Raw genomic sequence first — 22,559 nt, 5'->3', positions numbered from 1 at the left:
AAGCTCATATACTCTGGAATAAATTTCTTTATAGGCGGAGGTGGTTTAGGTCCACCTTCTGTAATTTTTTCGATAAATCCAGCTAACCATAAAATATACTCACCTTCTGAATTATGAGGAGGAATCAAACTCACATCTATTTTTACTTTACATTCATCTAATGGTCTACTAAACAATTCAACAAAATCAATAAAATTATATTTTAATTTAAATTCTGTTCCCTTAATTTCTCTGCGTATACATGTCATAAGTAAGTTCATATTTTCAATACAGTCATGTGAAAATAATTCCTCATCTTTAATTTTGTTATAAACATTTTCCGCAAACATGAGATACTGTGGCATTTCAGCAGCTCCTCATTTTTATAAAGTATTTTTTCTTAAGGTAGTCCAATTATAACAATGTTGCAACAAGAAATTTTCCATTTTTAGTTTAAAGAATTTTTTAAAATTATAAAGACGATTAGATTCAATAAATTAGTACGAATAAAAGCTAGGAAAGTTTGATTTTTCTAATGAGCTTTGAAATGGATTATTGTGTTTAGTTGATCAATTTAAAAAGCTTGGCTATTAGGCAAGCTTCCCCTTTTTGATATTTGCGCTGATCAACAAGGTTTAGTGTTACCTACAGCAACACACTGATAATACAGAAATATTTAAAAATAAAAAAGCCCACTTCCTATTTTTATTCAGAAATGGACTTAGCGAAAAAAACGCTTAAACCTGAAATAGGAAATATCTATTCGGAAATATTTCCAACTTCATATTGGCATAATATTTAAGCACTAGCAATAGGGATTGAATTAAAAATATCAAATATTCATATTTAAATAGATAAAGATTTCTTTTTTTAAATGGTTTTATTTTTAGCCTACATAATTTTTTTAATTATCAAGACTTATAAAGAATATGTGCCCATCAATAGGTAATACTTAATAAGGTCTTATATGCAGTAACCATTAGGCTCTAGAGAGTAAGAACTCAAACTGACTAAAAATAAAATAATTAATTTTCAATATCAATGATCATATACTTCAAAGTTAAGTATATTCCAACTTCTCCATTGTTGAGTGCCTCATATAAGTCTTCATCAACTAAATCTCCAGATTCATCATATAGCCATTTATGAATTTGAATAATTTGAATGTTACCCTTTTTATCTTTTCTTGCTATTGGGTCTATTACGGACCGAACTATCACCTTCTTCTTCGTCTCAACATCAAGCAATGTGATAATTGTCATTTTAAAATCCTTATAAATATCCTGTATAACAACTACGCTCAATCAATAAAGATTTTTATATTTAAATTACTCAAATAGCAATCTTTTCAATCTAAAAAATAAATAAAAAACACTTTAATAGTATGTGCCTATTAGAAAAGGTACCTAAAATATTCTACTAGTAATAAAAAACCGCTTTAAGGGCGGTTCATATTATTCATCAATCTGATCATGCAGTTTTTTGATAAACTCTATAAGCTTTTCTTTACTTGCATCATTAATTGCAACTAAACCAGTACTTGCTGCATTATTTAAAACCGCTACTGTTATATCGCTTTTCGCTTTGATTTTCGCACTTTCAACCACCGTATCATATTCAATATTATTCATTACCATTTGTTAGTTTCTCATTTTATAAAGTGAGAGACATTAATAATATGAAATTAGCAACTATTCAAGCACCTACTTAAGATCATCAGGCGTTTCCAAATAACACCCGTTTTTATTACAGAAAGCATGAATGTCGTTTAAGTATTCGGTTAATTGAACTGTACTTGCGTCTGTAGTGCTCATTAGCTCACATAGGCCACTTGTTACATCTTGGTAGAGAGGATGCTTAGAATCTTTCAACCCTCTTACAGCCTTGAATGTTTTCTTGTATTGGCCAACGTCATCGCAATCATAGATTTTTGCTAAGAAGTTTTTCTTAAAGAACAGATGCTCGTAATCTTTATCTTTACCTTGACGTTTAGCCCATTGATTAAGCCACATCCAGTACAAACGGTTTTGAGCCTTCGAACGATCTTTCTCTTGTGGTGCGATCAATACAACTAACGGCTTCCCTTCATTCGCTGCCTTAGCATGATTCACATTAAGAAAGTTAGTTACTGGTGAAATGTCGCAATAAAAAACCACCCGTGGGTGGCTTGATTTTTTTTTGATAAATTAATCAACAGCTCAAAAATGGGTAACTGTCATATCGAGTTTGGACTACAACACTTTAGCTCAGCGATTTACCTATTTACACTATTGTCTAAGATCCAATGACCAAACTGTGATGCTAAAGCTTTTTAAATTTCCCTCTTTAAGTTGCTTAGGCTATTTAATCCAAAGTTCATCTTCTTGCATCATTTTTAACATTAAATTAAATATAACCAGCAGAGTAACATTTTTTTTGTTAGAGCCGACAACTCTTTGAAAACTAAATTTAACGGTTCGCTCAGAAGCATCCAAATTCACTGGGTAGTTTTGTTTTTCTAAATACAGATGATCTCCTAACATTGGCTCTATACCAGTAATAAAATTAACAATTTGTTGCTCATCACCTTTCATTCGGCATTGAAAATGTAGAAAATTCTTACGCAGTTTTCCAAGTAATAATAATATTTTAAGCGCCTTAACCATGTTCTTTTCTTTCAGTGCATCTTGCTGCCTATCATCTTTATAATGGAAATCAAGGAGAGGAATTATTTCATCAGAACGAGTCAGCTTCTTAGCCTTTTTGTAAAGTTCTATTTAGTTGTATAAATAATACTCTTCAACCGCCCTCGCCAAGTTAAAAACACCTTTATTAATTAGATCAGCGCTGATTGAACCCAGACCTAAACGTAGAAAATGCTTCTGCTTATCGAAATCTAAAAAGAAAGAATGCCCAGATTCAATCAATACACCCAAATTTGCAGCATAGTGAGTAAGAACAGTAGTATCAATTTCTGCTGCAGTATCAACCCAACATGCGGAACCACCATTCATAGCATAAGGTTTCCAAGTCGGAAGATATTGTTTTAAAGCTTTATTGAGTATTTCACCGCGTTGTCGGTGTAATTGGTACTGACGGCGTAACATACTATGGTAATAGCCTTGATCAATAAACAAAGCAAAGACACGTTGATTAAACACATTTGGATGTCGCAACATCAGGCGGCGTAAATGTCGCAATTCTTGTATTAATTCAGGTGCAGCAACGATATATCCTAGTCGTAACCCAGGTGCCAATGGCTTAGATAGACTTCCAAGATAAATGACTCGTCCATGTCGGTCTAAACTTTTTAACGCTGGAATCGTCGTATTCTGCACCAACACTTGGGCGTCATATTCATCTTCAATAATAATGCTGTCGTTTTGTTCTGCTAACTGCAATAAATTTTGTCGGCGCTGTGGTGACAACGTTACACCTGTAGGGCATTGCCGCCCTGGAGTAACAAATAAGTAATCACACTCATTTGCTCGAGTTAAAGTTACCCCCTCATGATCTACGGCTAAAGGAACAATATTCTGAGTCTGTAACATAAATATATTACGCGCATCTGGATAACCAGGTTCCTCAACACCGACCACATGATTCTGCCGCATTAATAACGTTGCCAACATATATAAGCCATGCTGGCTTCCCACGGTCAGTAAAATTTCATTCTCTTGAGCCATGATGCCTCTTGTAGGCAGAATATGCTGACAGATTGCATTGATGAGATAGGCATCGTCCCCCTGTTGAGTCATATCTCGTGACCATATCGAGGCGTCTTTTGCAGATAAGGCACGTAATGCACACTCCCGCCAAGCTGTAGCAGGAAAGCTTTCCGCATCTGGCTGACCGTAAATAAAGGGATAGGAATAATTCATCCAATCACTTGGTTTCGTCAAATGCCTTTGTGCTGAAGGTCTTATACAAAAGCGAGTCCCCCAAGTCGTCGCTTTTGACGTAGTACGAATAGTTTTACTCTCGCTACTATCAATCTGGAAATTTAAACAGACAAAATGTCCACTCCGCTGCTTGGATTCCAAAATTCGCTCAGCGACCAATTGTTGATATGCAATTGTGACCGTATTTCTACCAACACCTAGTTGATCAGCTAAATCTCGGCTAGAAGGGACAGCCATACCTGGCTTTAAATACCCCTGCACTAAAGCAGAAAACATCATACGACAAATTCTACCCTGTAAATTCAAACCACTTTGCGCAGTTTTAGAAAACAATGCTTGCCAAACAGTAGATGAAATCGCTGTACTCACTAATCAATCCTTATATCTGTGCATTTTTGAGATCCATTTTGATGCCTTGCTATTCAAACTGGTGCGTAGATCATGCTTTTAGTCCATATTTATGCCAAAACTGGACTCATTTAATGTAAAGCAAAAGTCATTCCAGCCTTATATAAAATAAATAATCTTATTAAATCAGCTAGTTAACAACAAATAATACTGGCTCCATCAAAACTTCAAATCTGGTACTACGCCATATCCTCCTATTTCCGTACATTCATTTCATCAGCATATAGAACCCTTATTTTGGAGCGAAGAAATGCAAAAAACACAATTAATCCAACTACTTACAGATTTTTCTGCAGCATGGAATCAACATGATGTCGAACAACTCATGGCATGCATGCATCCAGAATGTCGTTTTGAAACTGTAGCTGGTGAGGATGTTCATGGAACCCGAATTGAAGGCTTAGATGCGGTTCGACAAGCATTTAGCCTTCAATAAATCATCGTAACGGATACTGCTTAACTCTCGTGCTACACCTAAGTTTTAATGGTAAGTGTCTGTTTTAATTTTTTTTGGGGGTTATACAGTTAATTAATGCTGATAAAAGCCTAGGCTGGCCATATATAATTCTATCAACCCGATTTTTTACCATTCGGTTTACCTAATTAATCATCACAAAATTATGTTGGTGATTATTTGGTAAATTTTTAAAAACTTATGTGACCAAAATTAAACGATCTTAATAAACATTAATTCCAATTAAAAATATTTGAAAACATAAGTTGTTTATTTTATTGTACTTATATACACAGCAATTTATAAAATTTAATTTAAATTATGTTGGTGACTATTGACAATATCGGGCTTTGGATTTTGATGCTGTATTGATTGAATTTAATTGGGAGGATGATCATGTTCATTTATTAATTAATTACCCACCAAAAGTTGCTATTTCAAATTTAGTGAATAGCTTAAAAGGTGTATCTAGTCGCCACCTTAGAAAAGACTTTCCTGAAATTAAAAACAAACTTTGGGGTGGTTCTTTATGGTCGCCAAGTTACTTTGCTTCAAGTTGCGGTGGTGCGCCATTAGAAATTATTAAACAATACATCGAGCAACAACAATCACCTCATTAGAATTAAAAATCGAGCCTTATATCACCCCCATAAATTAGGGTGTTTTACGGCTCATTGGATAAATAAACCTAAACGTCGACTACTCCCAGATCATTTAGCAACCGTACGTATTGAGCATGAATCTGCATCAACGCAATACAGCTGTGGGTGCACACTGCGTCGTATCGGCGAACATATCAGTGAAAAATTGAATTTCAGACCAGCGCATTTCTATAAAGAACAGCATGTGCGGGTAAATGGGTTTGTGATCAATGTGACACCCTGAATCAGCAAACGATGCCTGCCTATGAGATCGATAAATGTATTGCGACACCTGAGTTACTTAGCCATGTGCTGGTATCCAAATATGCTGATCACTTACCGCTGTATCGTCAGCGACAGATCTTTCTGCGCGCAGGTGTAGATCTATCTAGATCCACTCTGTCAGATTGGATTGGTCGCTGTGGTGTAGACACTTGAACCTCTGGTCAATGCCTTAAAACAGGTGGTGCTGCAGCAAGGGGTGATCTATGACTTTCAAGAAACCGTTCAGGTCTGCATGCAGAAGAATTCCTGAATGGCTGGCAGGGACATCTGGTCTGTGATGATTACAGTGGTTATAAAGCACTTTTCAAATCAGGTCAGATCATTGAAGTAGGTTGCATGGTGTAGATCTGTATGCCTATTTAAATGGTGTACTGCAAAAGCTACCGACATACAAAGTGATCCAAATTAAAAGATTGGCATAGAGTTTAGAGGACACTTACAAATCAATGGTATCGCCAAGTTGATCGTCATCATCTTTAGCTAAAACGGTCTTTAGCTTATCATTTGTGGCTATACGCAACAGCATCAAATATCTAGCTTAAGAAGCATCTCAAAGTAAATTTTTACAACAAAGCTAATAAGCTTAGGCTATTTTAATATTATTCATGATCCGCCGCTTTATATAAAGGCTATAAAAGTATTTAGTATTTTTTTAAATTCACCTAAATACTTAAAACTTGGTTGATCTTTACCCCTTAACCACACCATTTTTTGAGCACTGAAAAACTTTTTTCTCCTAAAATATATGAGGAACAACCAAAATGTAAAATCTAAAAAATAATCTATTCGTTTAACTATTTTTTATTCAGCTATACACCACAGATATTTTGTATCCAATTTTCTTAGTACTTGAATTCTTCAGTGATACATTAAAAAATGTGTAGCAAGTTGCTACACATTTCCTTAGACAAGCTCTTTACCAAAAATATCATTCAGCCTGTCACGAATACTTTGTACAAATTCCGGATTATTTTTTAGTTTATGCTTCACATTACGTTTAAAGTCATTCAAGCTCATACCAACTTCAGCAAAATCCATTTGGAATAAAGTGTCATTAATAACAATATTTGCTTGTGAGTCAGTGAGACAACCAATTTTTTTAAACCACTTCTTGAACTGCGAGTACTTTTCATCATTATTAAAAATGTACCAGGAACGTACATTCGTATCGAATTTTGCCCCCAATTCTTTTACTAATGCATTATCTTCAAATGGAACATCAAGATAAATTTTTTCAATTACAGCAGTTTCATTTAGTGTTTTATCAGTAATACGCTGATGCAGTTTAAAATTCACACCCACAATTGGGCGCCCTTTTTTTATGGTTTCATACTCTAGTTGTATATCTGTATTTTCGTTAATTTCTGCAACTATTTTATCTAATACATAGCGTCTAAAATCTACCCAGCGATCATATTTAGTTACATTAATATCAATCAGAGCTTTCAAGTTTTCTAAAAGCATTGGGACTTCATAACTCTTTTGGCTTGCGTACTTGAATTCATTTTTAATGAAATACGTATAAAGACTCATACTAGCAACAGAATCCAAGGCAAACAGATGTTTCAATTGATAGGTGGTGAAATTCCCCCCAGCCAACTGCGTGAAATACGGTAACACCTCACTGGTAAAACGAATCTGAATGGCATTTTTAGAATCATCTTCCCATCTTAACTCACGGATAATAGGAACGACAGAATGTACTTTTTTAGTCTTTCTCTTACCATCATCAGTAGGTTCCTCAATAATAAAATGAGCCACCCGAGATGAAAGTTCTTTATAAATCCGGTCTATTGCAACATTAATCGAATTGCGTTTATTCAATCCTAGTAAATCTGCCAAATCATCCTTATACAGATAAATATAGGTTTGTTCGGTGATTTCACCATTTACCCTATTTTTCTCACTATAATTTGCAACAGCCATTGCATATAGGAGCGCCTTATATTCATTGGCTGATAACTCAATTGGGCGAATTAAGCGGTTACTGGTGCTAACAACGCCATTATGACGAATATTGCCTATACAGTAAGGAATATGATTCAATTCTTCTTGCAATGATTCTGATTCTGTCATAACCGTGATATTTATATATTTAATTCTATTTTTATATACAAAAGTGGAAAAACTTTCAAGACTTTCACCACAAGAATCTAAGAGTGGAAGGCTTGTCATCAGAAATATGCATTTTTGACGATTTATTGTCATTAAAGTGGAATAAAATATATTATTTCCACCATATAGTGACAGACCTTCCACCTTTAGCCCTAAACTAACAGTTCAAAATACCTATTTTCACTTATTTCTTCCAAATTTAGGTATGCTATGTCAGATAGAAACCTAGATGTGACAAGGCTTCCACCTTTCATTAGATTTGAAAGGTATAAATGAATAGATAATCATCAGGAAATATCCAATAAAAAAATTATCCACAGGGTGGCAACACATAGTGACAAACCTTCCACCCTTAAAGATTGTTTAGCCAACTTTATCAACAAATTAAGTATTTATTTTTGCAGTACTTTTTGTAAAAATATAACCTTTTTAAAAATAGTAGTGACAAACCTTCCACTCTTGTGACAGACCTTCCACCTTTGAGTGACAGACCTTCCACCTTTGAGTGACAGACCTTCCACCTTTGAGTGACAAACCTTCCACCTTTGAGTGACAAACCTTCCACTTTACGGTGACAAATCTTCCACTTTTAAACTTGTAAGTGTCTGTTTTGTATAACTAAAAAATGTTCTTAATTATTAATTAGCTAAATAAATAATTATACTAATTATTAATTAAGCTAGCTTGTTTAAAAATTAGTTTTTTAGGTTGTTTTAGACCTAAACAAATAAGATTTATAAATTTAAAAACTATAGTATGATGAGTGAAAGTTATTTATATTATTATACATTCAAATTCGGAAGCATCTGACACGTATGTCTGCAAAAATTATTACGGTTGCTAACCACAAAGGTGGATGTGGCAAAACAACGACCGTTGTACATCTAGCCTCTGAACTTGCCAATCTTGGCAATAAAGTTTTAGTCATTGATTTAGATCCTCAAGCAAACGCAAGTTTACACATTGGGATCCAACATCCAAGCGAAATTGTTGTTACTTCAGCAGAATTACTTGTTGGTGATATTTCATTATTAGCTGATGCATTACAAGAAGAAACAAATTTTGAAAAAGTATCATTAATTTATGGCTCATTAAATTTAGGAAAAACAGAAGACAAGCTCAAAGAAGAAGCTCCTCGTCCTTCAGAAGAATTAAGCATCAAGCTAGAACTGTTAAAAGATCTTTACGACTTCATATTAATTGATTGTCCACCTAGTCTTAAATTATTAACCAGTAATGCCTTAGCATCCTCAACACATGTCATTATCCCAATCGAATCTGGTTCACAATATGGACTGTATGGGGTAACAGATCTTTTGAACCATCTTGAAAAGATAAAACGTATTAATCCAGATTTAGAGCTTTTAGGTGCTTTACTGATTAAACATGATGAACGTCAAAATGTTTGTAAACTGATTCGGGATGAAGCTTTAAAACAGGTAGGCAAAATTTTAGAAACTACCATTCCTCAAAGTACTAAAGTTAATCAAGCAGCAATTCTGCAACAGCCACTTTTGAAAGTAGAAAAAAATTCAAAAGTACGTAAGGCTTTTGAAAGCCTTGCTTATGAAATTGTAGCGAAAGTTTAAACCTGAGAGTATTATGGCAAGCACTAAAGAGCTTTTAGCTCAAAAATTGAAACAAAATACAGAAAAACATCAGCAAGCACAGAAAGACAATATTAAAGAGCTAAAGGAATTTAGACGTAATGTTCCTATTGAGGATATCAGTCGCAGTCCCAACCAACCGCGTAAAGTATTTGAAGAATCTGAATTAAAAGAACTGGCGGATTCTATTAATGAAATCGGCCTTTTGCAGCCCATTACAGTGCGCAAACTTGATAATCAGAAATATGAACTGATCGCAGGCGAGCGACGCTTACGGGCGCATCAATTACTCGGCAAGTCAGTGATTGAAGCCATTATCATTGATGCTAATAATGAAGAAGCATCTTTGTTAACACTAGCTGAAAATTTAAAGCGTCAAGATCTGACAGATTATGAAATTTTTATTGGTTTGAACTCACTTGATGAAAAATTGAAGAAGAACAAGCAACGTTTAGCTAATTCATTGGGTTTAAATCGCGAAGATATGTACAAATATCTATCGTATGAAAAGCTGCCTAAAGCAATGTTGAATGACCTGGATTTGGAGCCAGGTCTAGTCGGCCGTACTGCTGCAACAGCGTTCAAGAAATTTTTGTCGGATCATATAGAGCAACTTTCGGAGGCGGAAACAGCTTTACTCCGTGCTTGGGAGAAATTAAAAGAAAAAAAACTGGAGCAAAGCAAAGTTACTTCTTATGCTGAAAAAATATTGAGTCAGGATCCAGAAAAAGTAACCACGACATCAGTGGTAAGAAAAATCGAATATGATGGTAAGGTTGCTGGAAATATCAAACTGAATCAAAAACAGCTCAAGATCTCTCTTAAAATTTCAGAAATTGATGAAGCTAGTCTTTTACAACTAGAAGATTTTTTAAAACAGCTTATTCAGAAAAGTGAAAAAGTGTAGCAACTTGCTACACTTTTCAGTTTGCTCATAAAACTCTCACACTTACGTGAGAATTTTTTATAATTATCACATGCGAAAAATTATACCACCCAAACTGAAATTGATATGGTTACGCTAGAAGAGTTTATTCCTAAAAATCATCTTATACGTAAACTAGACAAATCGATTGATCTCAATAACATTCATGAACGTGTCGCGCATCTATATTGTCCCGATAAGGAGACTGTTGAACGAATTTTGCCGTTGCAAAATAATTATACGGTCACTGTTATGCAAGTAACGCAGCAATGTTTACTGTCAGTTACAGTACAAAACTTGAAGAAAATCGCCTTGCACTTATCGAAGTTAATTTTTATTGTATTTTTTAGCCATCAATATGCTTAAAAGTAAATAACAATGAATTAGTGATGTAAGTTTAGAAAATGCCCCCACTTTAACGATAGCTAAAGTGGGGTTTGTGATTAGTCTGAAAAGTGTAGCAACTTACTACACTTTTTTAATACTTAAATTGGGCTTTGTTGCATAAACATTCAAAAGCCGAATTTCCCCCAAGCCGTTCAAATTTAAGTGATAACTCGGGTATGCGGTCTACCTAATTCCGTGAATTTATTTAATACTGCTACACGTGCATGTATTTCATTGACCCGACTTTGAAAATGTCTTGCAGTCAGTCTATCCCCCAATAATTTGATGCAATGCATCTTGGTTTCCACCAAAATGCGACGATGATAGCTCGACTATTTTTTCCATAGTGTCCTGCCTAAATGTTTAACCGTTTGAAGTAATTCTTTGCGCTCTAGTGAGTGAGGCTTAGTATCTTTCCAGGGTTTAGCATTTTTTCTGGGTGGAATCACCGCATGAGCATGCCGATCGGAAATTACCTGCCGGCAGTGTTTCGTGTCATAAGCCCCATCCGTATAGACCGAATCAATTTGCTCATCTTCAGGGATCTGATCAAGTAAATCCCCCAGCACTTGTGAATCGCTGACATTATTTGTCGTCAGCTGAACCGCACGTATTTGCAGGGTTTCAGCATCAATCCCAATATGTAATTTACGCCATTGGCGACGATATTCTGGCTGATGTTTCTTACGCTTCCATTCGCCTTCACCTAAAAATTTTAACCCCGTAGAGTCGATGAGTAGATGAAGTCCATCACTGCTTTTTTGATAATGAATTGAAATATCGGTATGCTTTTGTCGTCTACAGAGCGTGGAATAATCGGGTGCGGTCCAATTCAAGCCACAGAGCTTAATAAGGCTTTGAACAAAGCCTGTCACCATGCGCAAAGAGAGCCGAAATAGAGATTTCATCATGAGGCAGCATTGAATTGCTGAATCGAAATAGGTTTGATTTCGTCCTGGTTTGCCTGTTGATTGTGCATACCATTGGGTCGCAGGGTCAAACCAGATCGAGATATTTCCTCGATTGATTAAAGCTTGATTGTAGGAGGACCAATTGGTTGTACGATAAATTTTAGGTGCGGGCTTATTCATCTAGCAATTATATTGCTGAATAAGCTTTTAGCAGAGGTTTATGCAACAAAGCCGTTCTCAATATAAAAGCGTTGCTGGAGTGAGTAAAGCTACATCAACACGCCACTTAACTGAACTTCTAGAGTGGGATGTATTACATAAACTTGAAGGTGGAGGTCGTAATACTCGTTACGTGCTAAAAATCGATAAAGAACAATTTAGTCAAACTTGTTCTGACGTTCTGAAAAATGTAATAGCTGAGCAGCTAGGGACGGGGTTATGCGTTGATCACAGATTGCCTGCAAGACCTACAATTGAACCGTACCGGGTTTGTCGGAGACTTTTTTATTTAAGTTAGGCCACCTGACCTAACGGGTTAATCTTATCATAGTACATTGCTTCAAACTCAAAAGGCGATACATAACCCAGTGCACTGTGTACACGCTTTTTATTGAACCAATCTACCCAGTTTAGTGTCGCAAGTTGTACATCTGCTAAACCTTACCAATCTGCTTTTAGATATTCAATCACCTCTGTTTTGTATAATCCATTCACTGTTTCAGCCAAAGCATTATCGTATGAATCACCAGTCGTACCGACTGATGCTCGTAAATTTGCAGCTTCTAAACGATTGGTATAGCGAATGGAAAGATATTGCACACCTCTGTCGGAATGATGAATCACATTCTTTGGCATGCCTCGATCATGCAATGCTTGCTCTAATGCGTCAAGCACCATATCGAGTTGGGTACATTCATTTTTAGAACCACAGGCTTTAACAGTATCCGAACTTTGGCAGCACGACTACGCTATTACCATGCAGCTTCGGGTGACCTACTTTCATGTTTGCCATTACAACTCACTTTAAGAGGTAAAAGCACAACGCAAAGTTATCGTACGCCAATCTACTATGTGGACCTGACACTACGTGATGGAATCAATCTACAGGAAGTAATTATTTTAGCCAAACAGATTGATGAAACAAGCAAAGCAGCAGGATTTTATCAGGAAGCTTTGGATCATGTAGCACGACAAGGCTATGGCAATGCCAATTTCGAGGTAGGAGGTGAGGAGGGCTTGGATATTGTTGAAGAGTTTATATAGATGAAGCGAATCCAGAGCAGCATCAGCAACCTAATGACCTGAGCCATGTTCAGGAGATTCAGAAAGGGTTGCAGCAGTCAGTACAAACAGTGAATTAGGCTTAGTCTTTAAAGGTACTAGATAGCAGAGCTATCTAGTACCTTAGCCTTAATTTATTTTTTTGTTTAAAATTTATAAAAAAATTAACATTATTGCGACTCTTGATTTATAAGGTTTCCAGTTGAGAGATTACTTCAATTTTTGCACTGATCATTAAACGATGCTTCTCAACTGGAAAGAGGGATTGGAAATATTAAAATTTCCAAAAACAGTTCGTGGATAAGGAATTAAATTTTTATTTAATTTCCTCCCACCAAGAGGAGTATTGTTGAAACGGTTGATCTAATAGAACAGGTTGCCCAATAATTGGGGTTAATAGTTGAAATGGTGCAGTTTTACTGGCAGCACTGACACGTTTAAAGGGGTCATTCCACGCATGAGGTGAGAGTGTAAAACGACCAATGTGCATAGGTAACAGGGCTTTTGCTTTTAAATCTGTGGCTGCTTGTACGGCTTCTTCAGGGGTCATGTGAATCAATGACCAACGAGGGTCATATTGACCACTATCTAACATTACCACATCAAAACCACCAAACTTCTCACCAATGGTTTTAAAGTGAGAACCATAGCCACTGTCACCACCAAAATATATTTTTTGCTTTGGTGTTTCCAAAGCGTAGCTTGCCCATAAGGCTTTATTTCGGGTAAATAATCGACCTGAATAATGTCGGGCTGGTAATGTGTGGATTTTCAGATTTGGATCAAGTGTTAAGGTATCAAACCAGTCATTTTCATTGATTTTTTCCAATGGATAACCCCAGTGTTCAAAATGAGAACCGACACCAAGCGGTACAATGACATGCTTAATTTTGTCCTTGAGTTGAGTGACAGTCGCATAGTCAAGATGATCGTAATGGTCGTGGGAAATCAACAAATAATCAATTTCAGGAATATCCTTTGCTTGATAGATCGTCGTTCCATCAAAGGCTTTAATTAAAAATGAAAATGGTGCTGCATGATCACTGAGTACAGGGTCGATGAGAATCCGTTTACCTGCCAACTGGATATAGTAGGCTGAATGTCCAAGCCAGATCACTACATCCTGATCTTTATTCAACGCATGTAAATCTGTTTTTACGCTTGGAATTGCCTGATTAGGTTTCTTCTGTTGTTTTTCAGCCCAAAAGTTGTCCCAAAAAATTTTAAGCGTACTTTCTCCTTCACGTAGCATTGGTGTTGGTTCGGGATAAGCAAACTCATCATTGATATAATTGGGGGATTGCTGGATACGTTCAAGGCGTGCCTGTTCAGGCAGTTTACCAAATTGAGGACTATTTAGTGTGGCACAGGCAGTAACGAGTACCCCAATGCCAAGTACAAGGAAAAGCAAGGCAACTTTATATCTTTTTTTCATCATAGCTAGTTCATGAGTTAAACATATAGTTAAAAAAAACCAAGTTGAGTGAGTCTGCTCAACTTGGTTAAACTATTCAACTACTTTAAATTTTCCTGAAAAAATGCAGTCATTTTATCAAATGGAATCACATCTACTTTGTCATATAGGTCAGTGTGATTGGCATTAGGAATAATCATCAACTCTTTTGGTTCGGCTGCGGCTTCATAAGCAGTTTCACTAAAATAACGTGAATGGGCTTTTTCACCATGAATGAATAGAATCGGTCTAGGTGAAATTTCCTTGATATAGGTCAAAATCGGCATATTCATGAAAGAGATTGGTGTCGTCACTGTCCACGCATTACCAGAGTTTACTGCACGAGGGTGATAGCCTCGTGGTGTCATGTAGTAATCATGGTAGTCCACCTGAAACTGTGCTTCACCACCATTTAACTTATTGTAAGGTGGTTGATAAGCTGGAGTTCCATTTTTAGCATCTTTCCAGCGTTGCTGGCTGAGTTGTTCCAGTGTTGCAGTACGCTGTTCAGGTGTAACACTATCATTGTAACCTTTAGACATCACACGGGTCATATCGTACATGGTTGTGGTCACAACTGCTTTTACTCGTTTGTCGATTGCAGTTGCATTTAATGCCATACCGCCCCAACCACAAATTCCAATAATTCCGATTTTGTTCTGATCCACATTTGGCAAAAGACCAACAAAATCGACTGCTGCACTAAAATCTTCGGTATTAATGTCTGGTGAAGCAACATTACGAGGTTCACCGCCACTTTCACCTGTATAAGATGGATCAAATGCTAAAGTGATAAAACCACGTTCTGCCATCGTTTGAGCATAGAGTCCTGATGATTGTTCTTTCACTGCACCAAACGGCCCACTGATCACGATTGCAGCCAGTTTACCTTTGGCATTTTTAGGGATATATAAGTCAGCAGCCAAGGTAATGCCGTAGCGGTTTTTAAAGGTCACTTTTTTATGTTCAACTTTATCACTTTGAGCAAAAGTCTTGTCCCATTTTGTTGTAAGTTTTAAGTTCTGTTCTGCCAATGTGGTTTGGCTCATTGTCAATGCTCCAAGACTAAGTGTAAGAATAGCTAACGTTTTTTTAAGAAAATTGGGTGGTGTTGCAAGTGCGTGATGTGTCATTTGGTTCACTCCTGTGATTATGAGGCATTTGAAATAGTGACTTTGACGGCATTTTTTTGACGAAACTGTGGTGGTAAATCTTCAAATTTGCCAAGATAAATCAGGCTATTGGCAACACCATTAAAGTCTTTATAAAAAATGGCAAGATTGCCCCAAGGAGCATAATAGGTAATATCACCTGCTTTAGCTGGATGACCTGTTGGTGCATCTTGTGAAGTGAGTTTTTCAGGTAGATATGCAATTTTTTCAGATGACGCATAATCCGTTAGTTCTAACGTTAATGGAAGCTGTTTAAGAAAATCCTGTGTCGTAGGTGAATTTTGTAGGGTAACAAAAACAGGTTGATTTGAGCCTTCAATATCAAAACGAATATTCATACTGGAAACCTTTTGCGAAGAATGTTGTTCGGTATTGGTTTTAGCCTCTGTACATGCACTGAGTCCAAAGGTTAAGAAAAGTAGAGTTAAACGACCAATACCTGAAAAACCATTTTTAATTTTTTGCATCATGCTGTTATCCCGATCAGGTGGACAGTTGATTTTAAATATCCCACTGATCCACACTTGTTCGTTGAGATGGTTTGATGTTCAGTATAAAGGTGGTGGTGGTTAAGGATTAGCCCCTAAAAACTGCATAGTCCTATGAGCTTCATTCATGAATGCAAAGCAAAAATAATTTTTAATTGGCATAAATCGCTTTATAGAATCCTGATTAATGAATTCATCTCATAACTTTATTCATGAAAAGGTACTTATTCAGGAGGTGTGATGCTTTTATCATAGCCATCTCATTTTTGTAGAGAAAATCTATGACACCTGCACATCAATCTGCCGAGATCGAACAGCAGCCTGCATATTGGAGTGGTGTATTTGCCATGACTTTATGTGTATTTGCGCTGATTGCTTCTGAATTTATGCCTGTGAGTTTATTGACACCCATTGCCAGTGATTTAAGTGTCACTGAGGGACTGGCAGGATATGGTATTGCGATTTCAGGTGCATTTGCCGTTATGACCAGTCTGTCGATTTCTCGTCTGGCAGGCGATATGAATCGTAAAACATTACTGCTTGGTTTAACCGCCTTAATGGCGATTTCAGGTGCAGTGGTGGCACTTGCTCCAAATTACTGGGTCTATATGTTTGGTCGGGCGTTGATTGGTGTCGTGGTTGGTGGTTTTTGGTCAATGTCCGCAGCAACCGCAATTCGTCTTGTACCGACAACATCTGTTCCTAAAGCCTTAGCTATTTTTAATAGTGGTAATGCTTTAGCGACTGTGGTGGCACCACCTCTAGGAAGCTATCTAGGTGCAATGATTGGCTGGCGTGGAGCTTTCTTTTGTTTAGTCCCCATTGCAATTTTAGCTTTTATTTGGCAATGGATTAGTTTGCCATCATTAAAAAATCAAAGGTCTGTATCTACCTCATCAGGTGGCATATTCCAGTTATTAAGTCAGCGTAGAATCCAAGCACTTCGCCCACAACTTGAAGCCTATGAAAAACTGTGTGCTGAACTGGGTCACAGACCAGCTTTAGTTGCATTGGCATGGTTACTTCACAATCCTGCTGTAACTTCTGTGATTAGTGGTGTTCGTACCGTAGAACAATTGCAGGAAAATATCAAAGCATTGGATATACAGCTTTCAGTAGGAACACTGGCAAAACTTGATGAGATCTGGCCGCCTTGTGGCGAAGCACCACAAGCCTATGCTTGGTAAATAAAAACAGCCTGTTAGAAACTCTAACAGGCTGTTTTTTTATGTGTTCTTAAATTAATCTTTTAGAGTTTGGCTATCAATTACAAAACGATATTTCACATCACCTTTCAGCATACGTTCATAGGCTGTATTAATTTCATCAGCACGGATTAACTCAATATCAGCCACAATGTTATGCTCGGCACAGAAGTCTAGCATTTCCTGTGTTTCGGCAATGCTGCCGATCATCGAACCTGCAATCGAACGACGCTTACCAACCAAATTAAATACATTAGGTGATTGGTGTGGTGTTTCAGGTACACCGACTAAAGTTAATGTTCCATCACGTTTGAGCAGGGTTAAAAATGGGTCAAGATTGTGAGATGCAGCTACCGTATTAATGATCAGATCAAAACTTTTTTGGTGGACTGCCATTGCAGTTGCATCTTTAGAAATGACTACTTCATCTGCACCTAAAGAGAGAGCTTCCTGTTTTTTTGATTCAGAAGTCGTAAAGGCAACAACATACGCCCCCATTGCATGAGCCAGTTTAATACCCATGTGTCCCAAGCCACCAATACCCACGACACCGACTTTTTTACCTTTCCCTATATTCCAGTGACGTAATGGCGAGTAAGTCGTAATCCCTGCACATAGTAAAGGAGCGACAGCAGCGAGTTGCTGTTCATCGTGTTTAATCCTTAATACATAGTTTTCATCTACTACGATATGTTGAGAATAACCACCTAATGTATAACCAGGTGCATCAGGTGTGGGAAAGTTATATGTACCGACCATATTGTCACAGTAGTTTTCAAGACCTTCTTCACAATCAGTACAGTGACGACAACTATCCACGATACACCCAACACCAACTAAATCACCAACATGAAACTTGGATACATGCTTTCCAACTTCGGTCACTCGTCCAACAATTTCATGACCTGGCACACAAGGATACTGCGTACCATCCCATTCAGAACGGACTTGGTGAATATCAGAGTGGCAGACACCACAATAGGCAATATCAATTTTTACGTCGTGATGCCCAACATCACGACGTTGAATAGTCAGTTTTTCTAAAGGATTCGTAGCAGCCGTTGCACCATAAGCATAAGTCATTTGAGTTGCCCCAAAGTAGTTGAGTTCTTTTGATTATAGAAGCTATAAATGGGCTGAATAAGGGGCAAAATATGAATAGTATTATGAATAAAATTCATCAATAATCAAGGCTGCCTTTATAGGCAGCCTTGATATAAGTTAATAATAGCTAGCGATAGGCAACAGGTTTATCACCATCGGTATTTGGTTGGCTAATCCCTAAATTCTCACCAATATGTAGTTGCGGATTTTCTACAATCGTAGCAATAAAGCGTCCAAGACTTGCACGGGAGGTTTCTGTACCCTTAAAAATTTCTCCTTTTTGTGTCAGCTCATATTCTTCTATACTTTTATCTGTAAGCCAGACAGGACGTAAAATCGTATATTGCAGTGAAGATTGTTCAATCACTTCTGCTGTTCTTAGGTTGATTGGACGAGTATAGCCAACCATGTGGTTATCCCAATCATTAAATGCTTCTGGCAACTCATCATAAATGCCGCCAGCACTAATAGCGATTAAGCGTTGTACTTGTAATTCCTGCATTACCTGAACAATATTTTCAGTTTTAACAACCAAGTCCATATCACCCATTGTACTAATGACAATATCTTGATCTTGGATTGCATCTGTTAAGCTCTCTAAATTATTTGCATTACCTTCAATCAAACGTACACGTTTATCTTCTAATGCTTTCAATTTTTTGATATTACGAGAGAATAGCGTGAGCCGTACATCAGCTTGCTCAAGTAGTCTAGGAATAATCTGTTGGGATGTATGACCACTTGCACCAATCACGATGACCTTTTTCATTAAAATCTATCCAGTAATTTAGATCTTTATCAGTATAGAAATAATAAAAAAGAAGAATAAGGTCTTAAAATAGAATAGAGTTATGAATATACTTCATTAATAACAGATCATGATCCAGATAAAACAGTTAATCACTGATAGGAGTGAATACCTTGATTAGCAGAGAAAATTATAATGATTTACATGCTTTTCTCATGGTGACAAGAGAAGGTAGTTTTACCAAAGCAGCAGGTAAACTTGGGGTTTCACAATCTGCCTTGAGCCATAGCATTCGTGGTCTGGAAGAACGTCTAGGAATATTATTACTGAATCGTACTACTCGTAGCGTATCACCTACCGAAGCAGGTGAACGGCTAAGACAAACGATTAGTGTCAGTTTTGACCAAATTGACAATGAACTGACTCTACTCAATACCTTTAGGGATACACCAGCAGGCAAGATAAAAATCAATGCTAGTAGTCATGCAATACAACATATCCTAATTCCAAAATTGGCAAAAATTGCCCACCTTTATCCTGATTTCGAAGTGGAGTTTAGCGCCAATAGTGGCATGGTTGATATTGTTGCAGAGCAGTTTGATGCAGGGGTCAGATTTGGTAGCCGAGTCGCTGATGGTATGGTCGCTGTGAGAATTGGCGATGATATACAAATGGCAGTTGTGGCAACACCTGATTATTTTCAACGTTATGGTATCCCTGATACTCCAAGAGATTTAGATCAATATCCCTGTATTGGATTCAGGTTAATGACTCAGGGGGGGATTTATGCATGGGAATTTGAAAAAGATGATCAGGAATTTAAAGTTAAGATAAATGCTAAATGGGTGTTTAATGAGAGCTTCGATATTGTTAAGGCAGTCAAATCAGGTATGGGATTAGCCTATATTCCAAAGGATATGGTGGAAAAGGAAATCCAGCAAGGTGAATTAGTCCAAGTCTTGGAAGAATTTAGTATCCAGTTTTCAGGCTATCATCTTTACTATCCCCATCGTAGACAACAATCTTCAGCTTTAAAGTTGGTGATTGAAAGCTTAAGAGTGTAATAAGAAATGATTAGGTTCAAATTCTGTAAATTTATTTAGTACCATCGCATATGTACGTTTCCACTTAAGGCTATTATTAGCTTTAAGTTGTCCCTATCGGGTTCTTGGATAGCCGGGGCTTTGTTTTAGGAATTTCCAATAAGTTGCTGCAAATTTAAGAAAAAAGCTATCAACTACACAGAATAATTCGGTATTATTAGACATGAGGACTATAGCTTAAGGTTTAGTTTGGTAATTCAACTACTGGCTTTCAACCTCCTATTTTTTAATGAAATTTCTTATCTGCTATTCGGGTTGATTAAGTAATTTACACATATTTTTTTAATTAAAATACAATAATTTAGGGAATGAAGATGAAGTATTATATTTTTGCTTCTTTAAGTGTAATTGGATTGCTCAGTCTTAGTCCACTAGTTCAAGCAAACCCTAGCCAAGGTTACTGTCAGACAGTTGATGGTAGTGTATGCGGTTGGGGGGGAAATAGCAGTAGTTATAAGCCACAATATTGGTATGCTGGTGTTGCTTACGACCCGAAAAATGGCATATTTTCGATCTATACAGCCACATCTCGTGAACTAGCTATGCGCTCGGCAGCAAAAGAGTGCAAACAAATAAATGAGAACCAAAGAAGATGCTCCGAGCTTATTTCTAGTGTTTCTGGATACACAAAAGACAAAGAGCCTGGTACAGTGATTACCAAAGGACAACTTCCAGACGGTACATTCCAACTGAATCTTAGATATGGTTTAAATGGTTAGAAAACGTTTTTCCAATCAAACTCTTATTCTGAAAAAAATGCCGAAGTGATTGGAATGGAGGATTGCGTGAACAAATACAAACTCAGTAATTGTGAGATTGTTTATAAAAAATATACTACTTTTTAAAACATACATAAAACTAAAAAAGACAAGCTAATCTTCCCATAAGTACTTCCTATTTAACATAATCTCTATTATACGAAATATCGTTTGTAAGCCCAAAATAGAAATGTCCGGTTTCTCCAAAGTAAAAATGTCCGCTTTTAGAATATGCACTTTTGCAATTTCCTTAGCGGACGGTTTGATATGTTGGTGTCTATGTCGGATAAAGAACTTAAACGATTGTCGGTCTTGCAGGAAATCTGTGATCAACGCATAACCCAGTCCCAAGCTGCTCAGCTACTTCATATTTCAGAGCGTCAGATCAGGCGTTTATTGCAAAAATACAAAGCTCAAGGCCCAGCTGCATTAGCCCATGCCGGTCGTGGTCAAATCAGCAATTCCAGGCTTCCTGAAGAGCTCAGACTCAAGTGCCTCAATATTGTTTCTGATCAACTGCATGGTTTCGGACCCACTTTAGCGCATGAAAAGCTCACCACCGTTCATGGCTTTGATATTTCAGTGGAAACACTGCGTTCCTGGATGATTGCAGCCGATTTATGGACTCCTCGTGCCAAGCGTCTGAAACGCCCGTATCAGCCTCGTTATAACCGGGACTGTTATGGTGAACTGATCCAAATCGATGGCTCACACCATGACTGGTTTGAAGGTCGAGCCCCTAAATGCTGTCTGCTGGTATTTATCGATGATGCCACAGGCAAATTACAGCATTTACGCTTCTGTAAGTCAGAATCAACCTTTGACTATATGATTTCAACACGTTTGTATGTTGAGCAGCATGGTAAGCCTTTAGCCTTCTACAGCGATAAACATTCAGTCTTCAGGGTGAATCAAAGCAGTAAGAAAGACACCAAGATTACCCAGTTTGGGCGCGTACTCAGCACCCTGAATATCGATATTATCTTCGCTAATTCACCACAGGCCAAAGGCCGTGTAGAACGAGCCAATAGAACGCTTCAGGACCGTCTGATCAAAGAAATGCGTCTGGAAGGCATCAGTTCGATTGCCGAAGCCAATGCCTGGCTACCCTGCTTCATTGAGCAGTTCAATCAGAAGTTTGCCAAGATGGCCTTTAATCCCAAGGATCTACACCGGACTGTCACTGAAACAGCCGAAGAATTAGATGATATTTTTACCTGGCGTGAACCCCGCAGAGTCACGAATAGCCTGACGATCACTTATGATAAGTGCGTATATCTCTTGGAAAACACGGAAGAAAACCAAAGATTGATTGGCAAGTATCTTGAGTTTCTGGAATACCCGAATAGTACAGTCGCGATTGAATATCAGGGAAGAAAAATCAATTACAGCATCTTCGATAAATTAAGTCAGCTCAACCAGCGAGAGATTGTTGAAAATAAACGTTTGGGTTCTGTATTAGCCCATATTCAACAGCAGCATGAAGAACTAGAACAACAAAATAAACGCAATCGTTCTCAAAAGATGCCAAGCAGACGTGCACAGAAAACAGTAATCAAAGAACGAAATCTGAATCCTGTGCTTGACTTGGAAATGTCGGTATAGGACATTTCTATTTGGTTTTAAGGTAGGACATTTCTACTTAGGAATAACA

General features: G+C 37.2%; 19 protein-coding genes and 8 pseudogenes. 12 read left to right on the top strand and 15 right to left on the bottom strand.

The window, feature by feature from the left end; genetic code table 11:
* The 6 genes and pseudogenes from MKL35_RS13455 to pdxR all read right to left on the bottom strand — a co-directional run.
* A partial coding sequence (locus MKL35_RS13455; protein ID WP_111035030.1) for a hypothetical protein occupies positions 1-344 on the bottom strand: 344 nt, incomplete at its 3' end.
* Between the two features lie 660 nt (positions 345-1,004).
* Positions 1,005-1,241 carry a hypothetical protein gene (locus MKL35_RS13450; RefSeq protein ID WP_106479802.1) on the bottom strand — a complete coding sequence of 79 codons (237 nt, stop codon included), beginning with the start codon at positions 1,239-1,241 and terminating at the stop codon, positions 1,005-1,007.
* A gap of 192 nt (positions 1,242-1,433) precedes the next feature.
* Complete coding sequence (locus tag MKL35_RS13445) at positions 1,434-1,616, bottom strand: hypothetical protein (RefSeq protein ID WP_000245257.1); 183 nt, start codon at positions 1,614-1,616, stop codon at positions 1,434-1,436.
* Between the two features lie 66 nt (positions 1,617-1,682).
* On the bottom strand, positions 1,683-2,135 hold the full coding sequence (locus tag MKL35_RS13440) for a hypothetical protein (RefSeq protein ID WP_004882768.1): 453 nt from the start codon (positions 2,133-2,135) through the stop codon (positions 1,683-1,685).
* A gap of 183 nt (positions 2,136-2,318) precedes the next feature.
* Positions 2,319-2,732, bottom strand: a pseudogene (locus MKL35_RS13435) (site-specific integrase); the annotation flags it as partial.
* A gap of 3 nt (positions 2,733-2,735) precedes the next feature.
* Complete coding sequence (gene pdxR / locus MKL35_RS13430; RefSeq protein WP_016804598.1) at positions 2,736-4,229, bottom strand: MocR-like pyridoxine biosynthesis transcription factor PdxR; 1,494 nt, start codon at positions 4,227-4,229, stop codon at positions 2,736-2,738.
* A gap of 289 nt (positions 4,230-4,518) precedes the next feature.
* On the opposite strand from pdxR, the pseudogene MKL35_RS13425 reads away from it, so the two are divergent.
* The 3 pseudogenes from MKL35_RS13425 to MKL35_RS13415 all read left to right on the top strand — a co-directional run.
* Positions 4,519-4,695: pseudogene (locus MKL35_RS13425) on the top strand (nuclear transport factor 2 family protein); the annotation flags it as partial.
* A gap of 380 nt (positions 4,696-5,075) precedes the next feature.
* A pseudogene (gene tnpA / locus MKL35_RS13420) lies at positions 5,076-5,342 on the top strand (IS200/IS605 family transposase); the annotation flags it as partial.
* A gap of 61 nt (positions 5,343-5,403) precedes the next feature.
* Positions 5,404-5,987 (top strand): annotated as a pseudogene (locus tag MKL35_RS13415) (IS66 family transposase); the annotation flags it as partial.
* A gap of 564 nt (positions 5,988-6,551) precedes the next feature.
* Here the strand turns inward: MKL35_RS13415 and MKL35_RS13410 are convergent.
* Complete coding sequence (locus tag MKL35_RS13410) at positions 6,552-7,724, bottom strand: replication initiation protein (RefSeq protein ID WP_025465674.1); 1,173 nt, start codon at positions 7,722-7,724, stop codon at positions 6,552-6,554.
* Positions 7,725-8,578: 854 nt separating this feature from the next.
* On the opposite strand from MKL35_RS13410, the gene MKL35_RS13405 reads away from it, so the two are divergent.
* The 3 genes from MKL35_RS13405 (at position 8,579) to MKL35_RS13395 (ending at position 10,661) form a co-directional block, all read left to right on the top strand.
* On the top strand, positions 8,579-9,352 hold the full coding sequence (locus tag MKL35_RS13405; protein ID WP_004882790.1) for a ParA family protein: 774 nt from the start codon (positions 8,579-8,581) through the stop codon (positions 9,350-9,352).
* 13 nt (positions 9,353-9,365) lie between these two features.
* A complete protein-coding gene (locus tag MKL35_RS13400; RefSeq protein WP_032012256.1) occupies positions 9,366-10,277 on the top strand; it encodes a ParB/RepB/Spo0J family partition protein in 912 nt (303 codons plus the stop codon).
* A 105-nt stretch (positions 10,278-10,382) separates the two neighbouring features.
* Positions 10,383-10,661, top strand: a complete 279-nt coding sequence (locus tag MKL35_RS13395) for a hypothetical protein (protein ID WP_004882794.1) — start codon at positions 10,383-10,385, stop codon at positions 10,659-10,661.
* Between the two features lie 179 nt (positions 10,662-10,840).
* Here the strand turns inward: MKL35_RS13395 and MKL35_RS13390 are convergent.
* Positions 10,841-11,773, bottom strand: a pseudogene (locus tag MKL35_RS13390) (IS5 family transposase).
* 40 nt (positions 11,774-11,813) lie between these two features.
* Here MKL35_RS13390 and MKL35_RS13385 point away from each other — a divergent pair.
* On the top strand, positions 11,814-12,110 hold the full coding sequence (locus MKL35_RS13385) for a hypothetical protein (RefSeq protein ID WP_004882800.1): 297 nt from the start codon (positions 11,814-11,816) through the stop codon (positions 12,108-12,110).
* Here MKL35_RS13385 and MKL35_RS13380 read toward each other — a convergent pair.
* Positions 12,107-12,493, bottom strand: a pseudogene (locus tag MKL35_RS13380) (integrase core domain-containing protein); the annotation flags it as partial. The gene MKL35_RS13385 and the pseudogene MKL35_RS13380 sit on opposite strands and share 4 nt — an antisense overlap.
* Between MKL35_RS13380 and MKL35_RS13375 the strand changes: the two are divergent.
* A pseudogene (locus tag MKL35_RS13375) lies at positions 12,494-12,954 on the top strand (recombination directionality factor); the annotation flags it as partial.
* Positions 12,955-13,190: 236 nt separating this feature from the next.
* On the opposite strand, the gene MKL35_RS13370 reads toward MKL35_RS13375, so the two are convergent.
* From MKL35_RS13370 to MKL35_RS13360, 3 genes are all read right to left on the bottom strand, one after another.
* A complete protein-coding gene (locus MKL35_RS13370) occupies positions 13,191-14,312 on the bottom strand; it encodes an MBL fold metallo-hydrolase (protein ID WP_016805297.1) in 1,122 nt (373 codons plus the stop codon).
* Positions 14,313-14,389: 77 nt separating this feature from the next.
* Complete coding sequence (locus MKL35_RS13365; protein ID WP_004882807.1) at positions 14,390-15,460, bottom strand: alpha/beta hydrolase; 1,071 nt, start codon at positions 15,458-15,460, stop codon at positions 14,390-14,392.
* 17 nt (positions 15,461-15,477) lie between these two features.
* Positions 15,478-15,969 (bottom strand): cyclophilin-like fold protein, encoded by a 492-nt coding sequence (locus MKL35_RS13360; protein WP_004882808.1) that lies wholly within the window; start codon positions 15,967-15,969, stop codon positions 15,478-15,480.
* Positions 15,970-16,268: 299 nt separating this feature from the next.
* Between MKL35_RS13360 and MKL35_RS13355 the strand changes: the two genes are divergently transcribed.
* On the top strand, positions 16,269-17,174 hold the full coding sequence (locus MKL35_RS13355) for an MFS transporter (RefSeq protein WP_081282760.1): 906 nt from the start codon (positions 16,269-16,271) through the stop codon (positions 17,172-17,174).
* A 54-nt stretch (positions 17,175-17,228) separates the two neighbouring features.
* On the opposite strand, the gene MKL35_RS13350 is transcribed toward MKL35_RS13355, so the two are convergent.
* Both MKL35_RS13350 and MKL35_RS13345 read right to left on the bottom strand, forming a co-directional pair.
* Positions 17,229-18,275: an NAD(P)-dependent alcohol dehydrogenase gene (locus tag MKL35_RS13350; RefSeq protein ID WP_016805300.1), complete on the bottom strand. Its 1,047-nt coding sequence runs from the start codon at positions 18,273-18,275 to the stop codon at positions 17,229-17,231.
* Positions 18,276-18,423: 148 nt separating this feature from the next.
* Positions 18,424-19,065, bottom strand: coding sequence for an SDR family oxidoreductase (locus MKL35_RS13345; protein WP_000756042.1), 642 nt, complete (start codon positions 19,063-19,065; stop codon positions 18,424-18,426).
* Between the two features lie 152 nt (positions 19,066-19,217).
* Here MKL35_RS13345 and MKL35_RS13340 point away from each other — a divergent pair, with 152 nt between their 5' ends.
* Positions 19,218-20,108 carry a LysR family transcriptional regulator gene (locus tag MKL35_RS13340; RefSeq protein ID WP_000625528.1) on the top strand — a complete coding sequence of 297 codons (891 nt, stop codon included), beginning with the start codon at positions 19,218-19,220 and terminating at the stop codon, positions 20,106-20,108.
* A 96-nt stretch (positions 20,109-20,204) separates the two neighbouring features.
* Here MKL35_RS13340 and MKL35_RS13335 read toward each other — a convergent pair.
* Positions 20,205-20,312, bottom strand: a pseudogene (locus MKL35_RS13335) (IS982 family transposase); the annotation flags it as partial.
* A 149-nt stretch (positions 20,313-20,461) separates the two neighbouring features.
* Between MKL35_RS13335 and MKL35_RS13330 the strand changes: the two are divergent.
* Both MKL35_RS13330 and MKL35_RS13325 read left to right on the top strand, forming a co-directional pair.
* The gene (locus MKL35_RS13330; RefSeq protein WP_000878634.1) at positions 20,462-20,866 is read left to right on the top strand and encodes a hypothetical protein; all 405 of its coding nucleotides are present in this window, start codon (positions 20,462-20,464) and stop codon (positions 20,864-20,866) included.
* Between the two features lie 318 nt (positions 20,867-21,184).
* Positions 21,185-22,510, top strand: coding sequence for an ISNCY family transposase (locus tag MKL35_RS13325; RefSeq protein ID WP_016805832.1), 1,326 nt, complete (start codon positions 21,185-21,187; stop codon positions 22,508-22,510).
* The last annotated feature ends 49 nt before the right edge of the window (positions 22,511-22,559 follow it).

Origin of the sequence: Acinetobacter sp. AOR41_HL, assembly GCF_027854645.1 — a bacterium.
Taxonomy (GTDB): domain Bacteria; phylum Pseudomonadota; class Gammaproteobacteria; order Pseudomonadales; family Moraxellaceae; genus Acinetobacter; species Acinetobacter nosocomialis.
This window is presented reverse-complemented; position numbering and strand designations above follow the sequence as displayed.

Excerpts from the sequence above, each read along its gene's own strand:
- MKL35_RS13450 (WP_106479802.1), bottom strand. The coding sequence starts at position 1,241 with ATGACAATTATCACATTGCTTGATGTTGAGACGAAGAAGAAGGTGATA.
- MKL35_RS13445 (WP_000245257.1), bottom strand. The coding sequence starts at position 1,616 with ATGGTAATGAATAATATTGAATATGATACGGTGGTTGAAAGTGCGAAA.
- MKL35_RS13410 (WP_025465674.1), bottom strand. The coding sequence starts at position 7,724 with ATGACAGAATCAGAATCATTGCAAGAAGAATTGAATCATATTCCTTAC.
- MKL35_RS13405 (WP_004882790.1), top strand. The coding sequence starts at position 8,579 with ATGTCTGCAAAAATTATTACGGTTGCTAACCACAAAGGTGGATGTGGC.
- MKL35_RS13400 (WP_032012256.1), top strand. The coding sequence starts at position 9,366 with ATGGCAAGCACTAAAGAGCTTTTAGCTCAAAAATTGAAACAAAATACA.
- MKL35_RS13395 (WP_004882794.1), top strand. The coding sequence starts at position 10,383 with ATGGTTACGCTAGAAGAGTTTATTCCTAAAAATCATCTTATACGTAAA.
- MKL35_RS13385 (WP_004882800.1), top strand. The coding sequence starts at position 11,814 with ATGCAACAAAGCCGTTCTCAATATAAAAGCGTTGCTGGAGTGAGTAAA.
- MKL35_RS13370 (WP_016805297.1), bottom strand. The coding sequence starts at position 14,312 with ATGATGAAAAAAAGATATAAAGTTGCCTTGCTTTTCCTTGTACTTGGC.
- MKL35_RS13365 (WP_004882807.1), bottom strand. The coding sequence starts at position 15,460 with ATGACACATCACGCACTTGCAACACCACCCAATTTTCTTAAAAAAACG.
- MKL35_RS13360 (WP_004882808.1), bottom strand. The coding sequence starts at position 15,969 with ATGATGCAAAAAATTAAAAATGGTTTTTCAGGTATTGGTCGTTTAACT.
- MKL35_RS13355 (WP_081282760.1), top strand. The coding sequence starts at position 16,269 with ATGACACCTGCACATCAATCTGCCGAGATCGAACAGCAGCCTGCATAT.
- MKL35_RS13350 (WP_016805300.1), bottom strand. The coding sequence starts at position 18,275 with ATGACTTATGCTTATGGTGCAACGGCTGCTACGAATCCTTTAGAAAAA.
- MKL35_RS13345 (WP_000756042.1), bottom strand. The coding sequence starts at position 19,065 with ATGAAAAAGGTCATCGTGATTGGTGCAAGTGGTCATACATCCCAACAG.
- MKL35_RS13330 (WP_000878634.1), top strand. The coding sequence starts at position 20,462 with ATGAAGTATTATATTTTTGCTTCTTTAAGTGTAATTGGATTGCTCAGT.
- MKL35_RS13325 (WP_016805832.1), top strand. The coding sequence starts at position 21,185 with ATGTCGGATAAAGAACTTAAACGATTGTCGGTCTTGCAGGAAATCTGT.